Origin of the sequence: Polynucleobacter sp. HIN5 (assembly GCF_030297555.1) — a bacterium.
Lineage (GTDB): Bacteria > Pseudomonadota > Gammaproteobacteria > Burkholderiales > Burkholderiaceae > Polynucleobacter.
In genome coordinates this window covers 597,630-611,667 of the sequence record NZ_AP028136.1, presented here as the reverse complement: position 1 = coordinate 611,667, position 14,038 = coordinate 597,630, and the positions used below count along the sequence as shown (strand labels likewise).

At 48.4% G+C, this 14,038-nt stretch carries 15 protein-coding genes; 1 reads left to right on the top strand and 14 read right to left on the bottom strand.

The annotated features are described in order from the left end of the window. Positions 1 to 107: 107 nt before the first annotated feature. Positions 108 to 944: a posphoenolpyruvate synthetase regulatory kinase/phosphorylase PpsR gene (gene ppsR, locus QUE61_RS03190; protein ID WP_286307591.1), complete on the top strand. Its 837-nt coding sequence runs from the start codon at positions 108 to 110 to the stop codon at positions 942 to 944. Positions 945 to 950: 6 nt separating this feature from the next. On the opposite strand, the gene QUE61_RS03185 is transcribed toward ppsR, so the two are convergent. The 14 genes from QUE61_RS03185 to pyrH are packed head-to-tail and all read right to left on the bottom strand — an operon-like array spanning position 951 to position 14,034. Next, positions 951 to 1,778, bottom strand: coding sequence for a TrmH family RNA methyltransferase (locus QUE61_RS03185; RefSeq protein ID WP_286307590.1), 828 nt, complete (start codon positions 1,776 to 1,778; stop codon positions 951 to 953). After that, a complete protein-coding gene (gene rnhB / locus QUE61_RS03180; RefSeq protein ID WP_286307588.1) occupies positions 1,771 to 2,352 on the bottom strand; it encodes a ribonuclease HII in 582 nt (193 codons plus the stop codon). Before rnhB ends, QUE61_RS03185 begins: the two co-directional genes overlap by 8 nt. A gap of 6 nt (positions 2,353 to 2,358) precedes the next feature. After that, a complete protein-coding gene (gene lpxB, locus QUE61_RS03175) occupies positions 2,359 to 3,525 on the bottom strand; it encodes a lipid-A-disaccharide synthase (RefSeq protein WP_458574726.1) in 1,167 nt (388 codons plus the stop codon). Beyond that, positions 3,526 to 4,320, bottom strand: coding sequence for an acyl-ACP--UDP-N-acetylglucosamine O-acyltransferase (gene lpxA, locus QUE61_RS03170; RefSeq protein WP_286307584.1), 795 nt, complete (start codon positions 4,318 to 4,320; stop codon positions 3,526 to 3,528). It abuts the gene before it with no gap. Further along, on the bottom strand, positions 4,320 to 4,766 hold the full coding sequence (fabZ, locus tag QUE61_RS03165) for a 3-hydroxyacyl-ACP dehydratase FabZ (RefSeq protein ID WP_286307582.1): 447 nt from the start codon (positions 4,764 to 4,766) through the stop codon (positions 4,320 to 4,322). The genes lpxA and fabZ overlap by 1 nt, the downstream gene beginning before the upstream one ends. An 18-nt stretch (positions 4,767 to 4,784) precedes the next feature. Further along, positions 4,785 to 5,861, bottom strand: a complete 1,077-nt coding sequence (gene lpxD / locus QUE61_RS03160; protein ID WP_286307579.1) for a UDP-3-O-(3-hydroxymyristoyl)glucosamine N-acyltransferase — start codon at positions 5,859 to 5,861, stop codon at positions 4,785 to 4,787. A gap of 5 nt (positions 5,862 to 5,866) precedes the next feature. Beyond that, positions 5,867 to 6,400, bottom strand: a complete 534-nt coding sequence (locus QUE61_RS03155; RefSeq protein WP_353506494.1) for an OmpH/Skp family outer membrane protein — start codon at positions 6,398 to 6,400, stop codon at positions 5,867 to 5,869. Positions 6,401 to 6,411: 11 nt separating this feature from the next. Continuing rightward, positions 6,412 to 8,724: an outer membrane protein assembly factor BamA gene (bamA, locus tag QUE61_RS03150; protein ID WP_286307577.1), complete on the bottom strand. Its 2,313-nt coding sequence runs from the start codon at positions 8,722 to 8,724 to the stop codon at positions 6,412 to 6,414. 29 nt (positions 8,725 to 8,753) lie between these two features. Further along, positions 8,754 to 9,878, bottom strand: a complete 1,125-nt coding sequence (locus QUE61_RS03145; protein WP_286307576.1) for a M50 family metallopeptidase — start codon at positions 9,876 to 9,878, stop codon at positions 8,754 to 8,756. 2 nt (positions 9,879 to 9,880) lie between these two features. Continuing rightward, positions 9,881 to 11,089, bottom strand: a complete 1,209-nt coding sequence (ispC, locus tag QUE61_RS03140) for a 1-deoxy-D-xylulose-5-phosphate reductoisomerase (protein WP_286307574.1) — start codon at positions 11,087 to 11,089, stop codon at positions 9,881 to 9,883. Positions 11,090 to 11,101: 12 nt separating this feature from the next. Then, a complete protein-coding gene (locus QUE61_RS03135) occupies positions 11,102 to 11,938 on the bottom strand; it encodes a phosphatidate cytidylyltransferase (RefSeq protein WP_286307571.1) in 837 nt (278 codons plus the stop codon). Between the two features lie 5 nt (positions 11,939 to 11,943). Then, complete coding sequence (gene uppS / locus QUE61_RS03130) at positions 11,944 to 12,732, bottom strand: polyprenyl diphosphate synthase (protein WP_286307568.1); 789 nt, start codon at positions 12,730 to 12,732, stop codon at positions 11,944 to 11,946. Positions 12,733 to 12,750: 18 nt separating this feature from the next. Next, on the bottom strand, positions 12,751 to 13,311 hold the full coding sequence (gene frr / locus QUE61_RS03125) for a ribosome recycling factor (RefSeq protein WP_108508077.1): 561 nt from the start codon (positions 13,309 to 13,311) through the stop codon (positions 12,751 to 12,753). A 12-nt stretch (positions 13,312 to 13,323) separates the two neighbouring features. Continuing rightward, positions 13,324 to 14,034 (bottom strand): UMP kinase, encoded by a 711-nt coding sequence (pyrH, locus tag QUE61_RS03120; RefSeq protein WP_108508076.1) that lies wholly within the window; start codon positions 14,032 to 14,034, stop codon positions 13,324 to 13,326. Positions 14,035 to 14,038: the final 4 nt, after the last annotated feature.

The following is a 14,038-nucleotide window of genomic DNA, read 5'->3' as shown; positions in this document are numbered from 1 at the left end:
CTGGCTAAAGCGTTGCTCCTAAAATCGGGCATACTTGAATGAGCATTATTGTATTACCGGACCTTAATTTGCCTATTTTTTAATCAATCTTTGTCTCGCTAAACACCATGACTCTTCCGGCCAATACCCCACCTCGCATTGTTTACATCGTCTCGGATGGAACAGGTATTACCGCTGAAAACTTTAGTCAATCGATCCTGGCTCAGTTTGAGGCTAGCTTTCGACAGGTTCGTATTCCATTTGTGGACACGGTGGATAAAGCCCATGATGCGGTATCTCAAATCAATGGTACTGATCCCAAGTATGGCCAAGCAATTGTCTTTACCACTCTGGTTAATCCAGAGGTGAATCAGATTGTTGGGCAAGCTAAAGCCCTAGTACTTGATATGTTCCAAACCTTTGTGGCCCCTCTTGAGCAAACTCTAGGAATGCGCTCAACTCATGCGATCAATCGCCTGCATCACAATGCCGATACCGATGCCTATAAAAATCGGATTGAAGCAATTAACTACTCCTTAGCCCATGATGATGGCCAGTCCAATCAAAATCTGATCGATGCGAATGTGATTCTGGTGGGCGTGTCTCGGGTTGGCAAAACACCAACCAGCCTTTACCTAGCGATGCAATATGGCTTAAAAGCAGCCAATTACCCCTTAATCCCTGAAGATTTTGAGCGCGGCCAGTTGCCCAAGGATCTTATGTCTCATAAACAAAAGATTTTTGGTTTAACGATCGACCCCGAGCGTCTCTCAGAGATTCGAAACGAACGCCGCCCAGGAAGTAACTATGCCAAATTAGAAAACTGTCGATATGAGATTAATGAAGCCACTGCCATGATGCGACGCGAGTCCATTCCATGGGTCTCCACCACTAGCAAATCGATTGAAGAGATTGCAACTACCATTCTTCAAGCTATTCGTTCCGACAAAACGATACTGGGCTAAGGATACTTAGGAATTAAATTGCCCTCGCGCACGTAAGGTCTCGTACAAACAAACCGCGGCGGTGCTCGCCACATTTAAAGACTCCAGCTTCGGATTTTGGGGAACCCGAATTAGAGTAGCTTGTCCTAAAAGCCCTGGGGAGACTCCTTGCCCCTCATTACCAAATACCCAAGCAACCGACTTTTGTAGACGCGCTTCGATTGAATACAGTGAGTGCTCAGCGGTCATGGTGGTTGCTAACAAGGGCGCCTCAATATTACTGGTTACATCATCGATGCTTTGCCCTTCATAAAAGGTCAGGTAGCGATGCGCCCCCATGGCCGCACGAAGCACCTTGGGCGACCAAATATGGGCGGTTCCTGCCGTACACACAATTTGATTGAAATGACAGGCTAGGGCGGTACGCAAAATCGTTCCGACATTGCCAGCATCCTGAATGGCATCCAGAATAATGGTGTCCCCCCGCAGATTCTTCGAGGTATTTTTTGGGAACTCTAGGCGAACTAAGCCCATGATTTGCGGAGCCCGCTCAAGCTCGCTGATAGAGGGCCATAAAGCCTCTTCAACCAACTGGATCTCAACTTCTGGGCATTGTTCACAATGGCTATCAATAATCGCTGCAATCTCCGCATTCGTAAGCGCGGCTGGAGTAATCAAGATACTTTGTAAACGCGGGTCGCCTTGCCAGACTTGCAATAAATGAATGCCATCCATAACCGCAAGCTGAGACTCCTGGCGAGCCTTCTGCCCTTTGCTGCCCGCTTGCTGAAGCTGACGAATGCGCTTGAGCAAATTATTTTCTTTCGATGAAATAACACTCTTAGAGTTATGCATTGATGAGCTCCCGAACCGGCGCAAATGAGCGCCGATGCTCTAAGCATGGGCCGTAGTGCTTCAGAGCTGCAATATGGGCCTCAGTTGGATAACCCATATGCTGATTAAAGCCATATTGAGGAAATTGTTCATGCAGGATTTGCATTTGTCGATCGCGATACACCTTCGCCAAGATCGATGCAGCTGAGATGGCTGGCTCTTTTGCATCCCCTTGAATAATTGCGCGCGCCGGGATGGGCAGGGATGGGCAACGATTGCCATCGATCAGGGCTTCACCTGGCCACTCACCCATCTGATCAACCAGGGACTGGATCGCACGTTGCATCGCCAACATGGTCGCTTGCAAGATATTGAGCGCATCGATCTCTTGAGGGGATGCCTCACCAATACCCCAAGCCTTCGCTTTTGAGGTAATTTCAGCATAAAGCACTTCGCGCTTGGCAGGGCTTAACTTTTTTGAGTCTTTTAGCCCAATAATGGGTTGCCCGGGATCCAGAACGACTGCTCCAGCGACGACTGCACCAACCAATGGACCGCGCCCCACTTCATCAACCCCGCAAATCCAAATACTCATGGTGAACTAGACTCTCTCACGCAAGGTTTGTTCAATCGCTTGGGCTACTAAAAGCCCGGTTGGCCTTTTCAGTATGCGATGCAGCTCTTCAAACCGCTTTTGGAGTTTTTGAACGGCTGCGGGGTGACTCAGCCAATGCATCACTTCGCGAGCCAAGGCCTCGGGCTTGGCTGCATCTTGTAAAAGCTCGGGCACCACAAACTCGCCACACAGAATATTAGGTAAACCCACGTATGGCAAATACCCTTGTCGCTTCATAATCTGGGCCGTTAGCCAAGGCACCTTATATGAAATCACCATGGGTTTTTTCCAAAGAGCTGCCTGCAAGGTTGCAGTCCCGCTGGCGATCAAGACCACATCAGCAGCGGCTAACGCTCGGTTGGCATCTCCGTCTAATAGGATCAATTGGACCTCGGGATGACTCATTAGGAATTGTTGCTGTAAACGCTCAATGGCAGGTCGTAAATGAGGTGCGGCAATAGGAAGAACAAAATGAAACTTTTGCCCCTTCAATTGGTTTGCCAGAATAGCGATGGTCTCAAAAAATAGTGGGCCGATTAGTTCAATCTCCGACTGACGACTGCCGGGTAACACCGCAATCGCGATGCCATCAATTCCCAAACTGTTCTTCGCTGCAGTCTGATCCACGATTTCTGGGATCTCACTTGCTAAGGGGTGGCCAACATAACTTGCAGCAATCCCAGCCTTCTCATAAATCTCCGGTTCAAATGGAAACAGGCACAGAACCCGATCGACCGCACGAGCAATTTTGTGAATCCGGCCACCTCGCCAAGCCCAAATGGATGGGGAGACCAAATGGAGCGTTGGGATTCCATGCTGCTTTAGGCGGGTCTCGACCCCCAAATTAAAGTCAGGCGCATCAATACCTAGAAAGACATCGGGCCTCTCGACCTTTAAAAGATAGTGCAATAACTCAGAACGTAATCGCAAAATGGCAGGTAGTTGCGCAAGTGCTTCGACGTATCCCCTCACACTCAAGGTCTCCATCGGCCAACGGGAGATAAAACCTTCTGCTTGCATGGCTGGCCCGCCAATCCCAAACATCCTGAGATCACGGGTAGACGGTATTTGCTTTAGGGCTGAAAGCGCAGGGGCTGCGATTAAATCCCCAGAGGGCTCTCCTGCAACACAAGCCAGGCTCGGCAAAATCAGTTACCGGATAATGCCGCGACTGGAGGCGGCTAAGAATTGATGAAACTGAAGCAAGGCTTCTTGAGTCTTGGTATCTGCTTGTTGCTTTGCCATGGCGTCAATAGCGACTTTTGCCTCTTCAAAACTTAACCCATCTTTATATAAAACCTTGTAGGCATTACGCAGTTCCATAATTGCCTCAGGCAAATAACCACGTCGCTTTAAGCCCTCGACATTGATTCCATGCGGTCCAGCTTTATCACCAGCTGCCATCACAAAAGGGGGGATATCTTGCACGAGCGCCGAAGCCCCGCCCAACATGGCATGCGCACCAATGCGCACAAACTGATGAACGCCGGACATTCCACCAAGAATCGCCCAATCCCCTACTTCGACATGCCCTGCAATTTGGGCATTACTTGAAAAGATGGTGTGATTACCAATTTGGCAATCATGCGCAATATGCACATAAGCCATAATCCAATTGTCATTCCCGATCCGAGTGATGCCCTGATCTTGCGCAGTGCCTGTATGAATAGTCGTGAACTCCCGAATCGTATTTCGATCACCAATCATCAATTGGGTAGGCTCACCACGGTATTTCATATCCTGCGGTTCGCCACCGATGGCCGCAAAGTGACCGATCCGATTATCTTGTCCGAGTGTTGTGTGCCCTTCAATCACGCTGTGTGAACCAACTGTGCAACCTGAACCCATGGTGACATGAGGCCCAATCACCGCATAGGGACCAATAACGACGTTATCAGCTAATTGCGCCTTGGAATCAACGATGGCACTTGCATGGATTGTGGCCATTACGCACTCTTCTTTCGAACCGCACAGGTAATCGATGCTTCAGCTGCTAATTCATCTTGGACGGTCGCCTTGACCTGAAACTTATAAATTCCAGCCTTACCGCGCTCAAATGTTGCGTGCATGATGAGCTGATCACCGGGCAATACGATCCGTTTAAAACGTGCGCCATCAATTCCTGCAAAGTAATACACATCTTCGGGGTCATGCTCTTCAGAAAATGTTAAGAGTGCTGCAGTTTGAGCGAGGGCTTCAATAATGAGAACACCGGGCATCACCGGAAAGTCAGGGAAGTGACCTTGAAAGAATGGCTCATTCATCGTGACATTTTTCAATGCTTTGATGGTTTTTCCAGGATCTAACTCAATGACCCGATCGACCAACAAAAATGGATATCGATGGGGTAGTAGTTTCAGAATCTTGTGAATATCAATCACTGCTTGACTCATAGCGTATCCATAAAATAGTTACTGATCGGGTTTACTAACCGAATCGGATGGTTTGCTCTCAAGGCTCCGAATCCGCTCCCGTATTTTATCCAGTCCGCGCAAAATCGCAGCATTTCGCTCCCAGGCGGAATGGGGCATCGATGGGAATACACCGGTAATGTGGGTACCAGGCTCGGTTATAGAACGAATTACAGGGGTGCCACCCGATACGGTGGTTCGGTCTGCAATCTGAAGATGGCCTGCAAAATTGGCATTGCCGCCAATCACGCAGTAATTACCAATGGTCGTACTACCGGCGATGGCGGCGCATCCAGCGATCACGGTATGAACACCAATTTCCACGTTGTGGGCAATTTGTACTTGGTTGTCAATCTTGCAACCATCGCCAATCGTGGTGTTCGCCATCGCACCCCGATCAATCGTCGTACAAGCACCCACTTCAACATCCTGACCAATCCTCACCCCACCCGTTTGTGGGATTTTGAGCCATTGACCACCTTGCGATGAAAAGTCAGGGGCAAAGCCAAAACCGTCGGCACCAATCACGGCACCGCTATGAACAATGCAACGATCACCCACTGCACAATTGTGATAAATCGTCACGTTGGGGTAAATGAGGCAATCATCCCCTAAGCTAGCGCCCTCACCAATGCTGATTTGACCTAAAAGAACCGTGCGCTCTCCCAAACGAACTCCAGGGCCAATCTGGACAAAGGGTCCAATATGACATGAGGCGGGGATCACGGCAGTTTTATCGACGACTGCCATGGGACTAATTCCTGGATGGTAGATTGGAGCACTTTGCTTTGCAAACCACTGCGCTATTTTGGCGAAGCTGGCATAGGGATTTTTTGAAACAAGGTAGGCCGTCCCAGCAGACCGAGAATGGTCTTGCAAGAACTGCAAGTCTGCTTCACTGAGAATTAATGCACCCGCACCACTTTCAAGCGCCTGTTGGCGATAGAGGGGATTCGATAAAAAGGAGATCTCGTCAGATTGGGCTCGCTCAAGCGGAGCAAGCCCTCGCAATAATCGGGAACCATCCCCCACCAAGCTAACTTGAAATTGTTCGGCTAGCTCGAGGGCGGTTGGCATCTGAATTACTTGAGATTATTTAAGACCTTTATAACCTCATCGGTCACATCAAGTCTCGGATTGAGGTAGGCTGGGGGTTCTTGAAAAATCACGTCGATCTTACGCTGTTCAGCCACCTGCCGAATGGCAAGATTAGCCTTTTCAGCAATTTTTGCTCGCTCTTCCGCATTACGTTGATTGGCATCATCGTTTAACTCGCGATTCTTGCGTTGCAACTCACGGTCAAAGTCGGCCAACTCCCTCTGCTTGCGAATTCTCTCAGCCTCAGGCATCACGGCAGCGTCTTTATCCAATTTCTCTGCAGCGGCCTTAATTTTCTGAGCGCCATCCCGAATTTCATTTTGACGTTTTGCAAACTCATTTTGCAAACGCGATTGAGCTGCTTTTGCCATATTGGACTCAACAAAAATCTTCTCGGCATTCACAAACGCAATACGAGGTGCAGCTTCTTGAGCAAAAGCGACAGAACAAATACCCGTCAAGAATGCGGTTATAACTAATTTAGACCCTTTGGTCATTAATCCCTGAATCATCATCATTTTCCTTACGATTAAAACGCTGTACCCACCTGAAACTGCAGTCTTTGGATATTATCCGTTGGCTGTGCATTGATTGGAATACCGTAGCTAAATTTTAACGGACCCAATGGAGATATCCATGATAAACCGACCCCGTAGGAGTACCTTAGAACTAAGTTGATGTCCTGGAAAGCATTACCGCCGTCAGCAAAGGTAAAGAGACGCAAGGTTTTATCTGCCCCCGAGCCAGGAACTGGGAAGGTGTACTCAATATTAGTGACAATCTTGGACTGACCGCCAGTGGGTAAGAAAGTGCCCGTGGTGGTGTTGAAATACTTCGGCCCAAGCGATCCAGGGGCGTACCCCCTGACAGAGCCAATACCACCTACGAAGTAGTTCTTGGTAATGGGGTATGGCTTGTTACCATAGCCCTCACCGTAGCCGATTTCACCATTGAAAGACAAGATATTGCCCTTGGAGAATGAGTGGTATTGCTGATACTGAGCGTTTAATTGGTAGAACAGCAAATTACCCAAAGGCGTTCCAACCTCTCCTGATAAACGCTGTAAAGATCCTTTGGATGGAATCAGAGCACTGTCGCGACCATCGCGTGCCCAGCCAACCGTAATTGGAATGTTATAAGTTTGTAGTCGACTTGGTATGGTCTGACCCCAATCCTGCACATAGGTCTGATAGGGTTGCGGAGTATTTTGAGTCACGTAGATATCAAAAAACTCGAGGCCAGTTCCAAAAAATACCCGATCAACCTCAGTGTAAGGCACCCCAAACTTTAAGTTCGTACCAAAAGATTTAATCTGATAGTCAGGATCACCCACGTAATACAGAGGCTTATTGGAACGATAGAAAAGGTCAGTGTAGCGACTAATACCGTCTTCCGTAAAGTAAGGGTCATACTGCGAAAGTGCTAAGGATTGATTAATCTTACCGAGCGAGAAATTAAGACCAATACTGGTTCCAGTTCCAAACGCATTCTCTTGGTTAATACCGGCAGTCAAGATCAATTTTTCAGTAGAAGAAAATCCAGCACCAATCGAGATCGCACCGGTTGGCTTTTCCTCAACCTTCACGTTCACATCGACTTGATCGGGCGAGCCAGGAACATCAGCGGTGGTGATTTCACTATCCTTCACATAGCCGGTTCGACCAATCCGCTCCTTAGAAATTCGGATCTTATCACTATCAAACCAGGCACTTTCAAACTGTCGCATTTCACGCCGAATTACCAAATCTCGGGTCTTTGAGTTGCCCGTAATTTCGACTTTGCGCACATACACTCGCCGCCCCGCATCAATCACCAGCGTGATATCGACCTCATTCAAATCGCGCCGGATGTCGGGTTGTGGATTAATTACCGCAAAGGCATAGCCATACGAACCTAACTTCTCAGCAATAGCCTTAGTACTTTCGGCTAACTTTGCCGATGAGAAAGTATCACCCGCTTTAATCGTCAAGAGGGACTGAAACTCTTTTTCCTTGCCCAACAATTCCCCGGCCAGACTAATGTTCTTGACGGTAAATTTATTTCCTTCACGAATGCTGATTGTCAAATAGATATCCCGTTTATCCGGGGTAATAGAAACCTGGGTCGATTCGATCACAAACTCGAGATAGCCCCGATTGAGATAATACGAACGAATGGTCTCGAGATCAGCGGTTAGCTTTTGCTTTGAGTACAAATTATCTTTGGAGTACCAGGACAGCCAACCACCGGTTTGCAACTGCATCTCACTGCGCAAAGTACTTTCACTAAATACTTTGTTGCCAATAAAGTTAATCTCTTTAATCTTGGCTACCGGCCCTTCATCAATATTAAAGAAGATCGCCACTTGGTTACGAGCTCCTGGGGTTACCGTTGTAACCACCTCAGCGGCAAACAATCCCTTACTCACATATTGACGCTTGAGCTCCTGCTCCGCTTTATCAATTAAGGCCTTGTCATAAAAACGTGCGTCTGCGACCCCGACGCTTCGCAATGATTTGCGAACCACTTCAGGGTCAAACTCCTTCATACCTGTGAACTCAATACGAGAAATTGTGGGACGCTCGTCCACAATCACAATTAAGACATCACCCTGCGCCTGAATCTGAACATCCCGAAAAAATCCAGTCGCATATAAGGCCTTAATCGAATCAGCCGCCTTTTCAGGAGTAAAACGCTCACCCACTTGAACGGGGAGATAGCTAAATACGGTGCCAGGCTCAACTCGCTGCAAACCTTCAATCCGAATGTCTTTGACAATAAATGAGTCCGCAGCAAGGGCTGGCTGATTAAATCCGGCAATGGCCAACAGAATGATGCAAAAGCATGAAGCTAAATATTGCATCAGACGATTGGGAATTGACGAAAAACGGATCATGAAGACAGAAATAAGCGTTGTAGATCGTTAAATACAGCAAATAGTGTGAGCACAATAATTAATATAAAGCCAAATCGCTGAAAAACTTCTTGCAACTGAGTGGATAGGCGCTTTCCAGAGACCAACTCCCATGCATCATACAGGAGCTGACCGCCATCTAACATGGGCAAAGGGATAAGGTTTAGTAATCCAATGCTGATGCTAAGAAGTGCCAAAAAAGAAACGAAGGATTGCCAGCCAAACTGGGCAGATTTACCCGCCATATCAGCAATGCTAATCGGGCCACTTAGCTGTTTTAAGGAGGTCTCCCCGGTAATTAAGCCAATCATCATCCGGGTCGAGACCTTGGTAATCAACCAAACCCGTTCGCTGGCATAAACCAGAGAGTCGATAGGGCCAAGCTGGAGCTCAAACCATGTAGACTTCCCCTCGGCATCTTTACCTGGAATGGGTAGGATGCCCAACCGGGCAAAGGGGTCCGTGCCCGGGGAGAGGCGGGGCAATGCATCTCCCTTAAATTCCACGATGTGGCGCTTACCAGACTCCGCCTCAAGCTCCAAGGAGAAGCCGCGCTCTGCGGTGATTGCATCTAATAAACGCCAGCGTAGATCATTCCAACTCACAATCGGTATAAATTGGTCTTCACCTGCAGTCTTCCAAGCCAAAATCTCATCACCCTTTTCCATATCCAACTGGGCTGCCAAGGTTTGTTCGGCCGGCGCTTGAATCTGAGCGGGAAGTTGCGGGACACCATTGATGTATATGAATGCCAACAAGATGACCGCTAATAAGAAGTTGGCAAGCGGGCCAGCGGCAACAATGAATGAGCGCTGCCACAGAGGTTGCGTATCAAAGGCAATCGCTTGCTCCTCGGGCGCTATCTGCTGCTCTGAATCACGTCCATCTAAAAGCTTTACATAACCACCCAAAGGAATCGCGGCAATGACCCATTCGGTTCCTGATTTTGATTTCAGGGTCAGGAGTGGTTTACCAAATCCAACTGCAAACCGTAATACCTTCACCCCGCACATCCGAGCGGCGCTGTAATGGCCGAATTCATGAAAACTCACCAAGATCCCAATGGTGATTAAGAAATAAAGAAGTGTTGAAATCGCTTCCATGGTTATTGGCGTGTAATCCAATCGCTGGTTTTGAGGCGAGCCTCTCGATCAACCGTTAAAACCTCATCCAAGGATCCCGCCTTTTGACTGGGAAGCTGATTGAGTGCGAACTCAACAGCCTGCGCTATTTTTAGGTATGGCAAACGGCCTTCTAAAAATGCGGCGACGGCAATCTCATTGGCAGCATTGAGAACCGTGGGGCTTGTTCCCCCTTGCCTTGCAGCGGTAAAGGCAAGACCTAAGCATGGAAAACGCAAAAGATCAGGCTCGGTAAAGTGCAAACCCGATAACTGGGTCAAATTGAGAGGCGCAACGCCAGCATCAATGCGATTGGGCCAAGCTAAGCCAAATGCGATGGGTGTGCGCATATCTGGCTGTCCGAGCTGAGCCATGACTGAGCCATCTCGATACCGCACCATGGAATGCACCACGCTCTCCGGATGAATCAGCACCTTAATTTGCTCGAGCGGCAAACCAAACAACCAATGCGCCTCAATCACTTCGAGGCCCTTGTTCATCATGGTTGCAGAATCAACTGAAATTTTGCGACCCATCACCCAATTTGGATGAGCACATGCCTGATCCGGTGTGATGTTCGCTAGTTGATCGATTGGGGTATTGCGGAAAGGGCCTCCGGAAGCCGTTAACCAAATTTCCTCAACCCCCAAATGCTCTTTCATCCGCGAGGTATTTTTGGGACTTGTGAAGTGCGGTGGCAAGCACTGAAAAATTGCGTTGTGTTCACTATCGATTGGCAATAACTCTGCGCCACCTCGGATTGCGGCATTCATAAAAATATCTCCGGACATCACTAGAGATTCTTTATTCGCAAGCAGTACCCGCTTACCAAGCTCAGCCGCGCGTAAGGTGGGCAAAAGACCCGCGGCACCAACAATGGCTGCCATCACGGTATCGCAGTCACTTTCTGAGACTGCGGTAATAAGACCTGCCTCGCCATGATGCACAGCAATCGACAGACCCTTGCCTTCTAGGAGTTCCTTTAGCGTTCTTGCGTCAGTCGCAGAGTGAACCGCTGCGATCTTGGGTCTGAACTCCAAACATTGCTCAGCCAAACGTTCGATTTGCCGACCAGCAGTGAGCGCACTTACCTTAAATTGATCTCGATGAGCGCGCACCACATCAAGCGTATTCATGCCGATTGATCCGGTGGATCCTAAGATACAGAGATTTCGGGTGATGAGATCGTGCATAAAGGGAGTCGTTTATTGGCTTCTCACCATTATCGAGAATAATGCAGCAATTGGCATGACCGGCAATAAAGCATCGACACGATCCAAAAAGCCTCCATGCCCGGGCAATAAATGGCTGCTGTCCTTCACTTTCGCGATCCGCTTGAGTTGCGACTCAAATAGATCTCCCATAATGCTGTAAGCCACCAAAACCGCCGTCATGAGAAGCATCCATCCCCAGCCCCATTTCGACTGAAACGATCCAAATAGGGTATCGCCCTCCGGTAAATAGTGTGCACAGCCGATGGCGTACACCAAACAGAGGGCTAAGCCACCGAGAGCCCCTTCCACAGACTTACCAGGACTAATTTGGCTCGCAAGCTTTCGTCGACCAAAGGACTTACCAACAAAATAAGCACCAATATCAGCAAGCCAAACCAATATCAAAGCACTTAATAACCACCATAAGCCGATTTCACGAAGCACATCCAAAGATAGCCACGCGGTTGGCAAAATAATGAAGCCAAGGACACTAAAAATAAATCGCCACCGTAACAAAGAAAGATGAATCCCTTGAGATAGGATCATTGGCATGCCAATGATCCAAAACGCAAGCGCGATACTCAGTAAAGCGATTTCCACCGTTGGAATTGCAAAGAGCCAGAGAAAAAGAACGACCATGGCGCACACCAGCGCATAAAAGTAGGCTGCATACGATGCATTGGGAGCAATTAAGCGACTCCACTCCCAAGCGGCTGCCACTAGGATTAGCAAAAATAATCCGGAGAGATAGATCGGGGGTAACAAAAACAATACTGGCAACAAAATGGCCAGCATGATGACGGCAGTTACGATCCGAGTTTTAAGCATGCCAATTAGACGGCATCGGACAATGGAATGGGGCTGGACTCTTCTACCAGCTGTGCGCTGGTTCGACCAAAGCGACGCTCCCGCTGGGCATACCAGAGAAACGCTTTTTGTAACTCAGTCGCATCAAAGTCTGGCCAAAGAATGTCCGTGAAATAGAGTTCGGTATATGCCAATTGCCACAAGAGAAAATTACTCACCCGCTGTTCACCACCAGTCCGAATAAATAAATCAGGCTCGGGCGCATAGGCCATCGAAAGATGGGGGGCCAGCCACTCCTCGGAAATACTCTTTGGATCAAGATGCGGGTTTTGCGCAAGTGCTTTTTGCATCGCCTGCAAAATATCCCAGCGTCCACCGTAATTGGCGGCAATGGTGAGAGTTAAGCGATTGCAATCCTTCGTTTTTTCTTCCGAGAACTCGACCATCTCTGTAATCGCGGTTCCAAAGCGACTCAGGTCACCAATCATCTTCAGACGAATATTATTTTCAGCAAGGCGAGCAACCTCTTTGCGGAGGGATTTGAGAAAAAGTTTTGCTAAAAAGCCAACTTCCTCAGGGGGCCTGCGCCAGTTCTCTGAACTGAAAGCAAATAAGGTCAAGTATTGAACGTTTTGCTTGACACACTCCTCAACGACCTTCCGAACCGCTTCAAGTCCTTCTGAATGACCCGCTACGCGCGGCATAAATCGTTTAGTTGCCCATCGACCATTACCATCCATGATGATGGCCACATGTCTAGGAACACTACCAACGGCAGGAACAGCGAGCGTGGAACTGGTAGTGGCTTGGGTCATCTGACCAAATCATGACGGTTAAACCGTCATGATTTCCTTTTCCTTTTCAACGACCAATTTATCCACATCGGCCACAAACTTATCCGTCAGTTTCTGGATCTCGTCTTGGGCACGACGCTCATCATCTTCCGAGATCTCTTTATCTTTGGTCAAACGTTTTAAATGCTCATTGGCATCGCGTCGTAAATTACGAATCGCCACCTTAGTCTCTTCGCCCTCTGCTTTGACAACCTTGGTCAGCTCTTTGCGACGCTCCTCAGTTAAGGGGGGCATTGGCACCCGAATCACTGTACCCTGAGTTGCAGGATTTAGACCGAGGTCTGATTCGCGAATCGCCTTCTCAACCACCGCGACCATATTTTTTTCCCAAGGGGTCACATTAATGGTGCGTGCATCGGCCAGCCCTAAATTAGCCACTTGCGAGATTGGCGTGGGATTACCGTAGTAATCCACCATGAGGTGCTCCAAAATACCTGGGTTGGCACGACCCGTTCTGATTTTTGCGAGATTAGCTTTAAACGCTTCAATCGACTTTTGCATTTTTTGATCTGCATTGGTCTTTATTTGTCCAGCCGACATGCCACTCTCCTTTTAAACGTGAACTAGGGTACCTTCTGGCTCGCCCCGCACAACACTTAATAATGCGCCTGGTTTTAAGATCGAAAATACACGGATAGGTAATTTTCGATCGCGGCATAAAGCAAATGCAGTTGCATCCATCACTTGAAGATTTTTGATGAGGCACTCATCAAAAGTAATAGTGGAATACAACGTTGCACTTGGATCTTTATTTGGGTCGCTGCTGTAGATGCCATCCACCTTAGTTGCTTTGAGCATCACCTCGACACCCATTTCTGCAGCACGCAATGCGGCAGCAGTATCAGTTGTAAAGAATGGGTTACCGGTACCAGCAGCAAAGATCACGACCTTACCCTCTTTCATGGCTCGAATGGCTCGCGGTCGAATATAGGGCTCGACCACTTGATCCATCCGCAAAGCAGATTGCACTCGGGCCTCAACGCCTTTTTGCCTGAGCGCATCTTGCAAGGCCAACGAGTTCATCATGGTGGCCAACATCCCCATGTAATCAGCGGTGGCCCGATCCATTCCAGCTGCGCCACCGGCTACACCACGAAAGATATTGCCGCCACCAATGACGATGGCGATTTCAACGCCTAATTGAACCACCTCAGCAATTTCGGTGACCATGGAATCAATCGTCTTTGGATTAATTCCATAGGCATCCTCACCCATTAGGGCCTCGCCCGACAACTTTAGTAGAACGCGCTGATATCCCGGCATATAC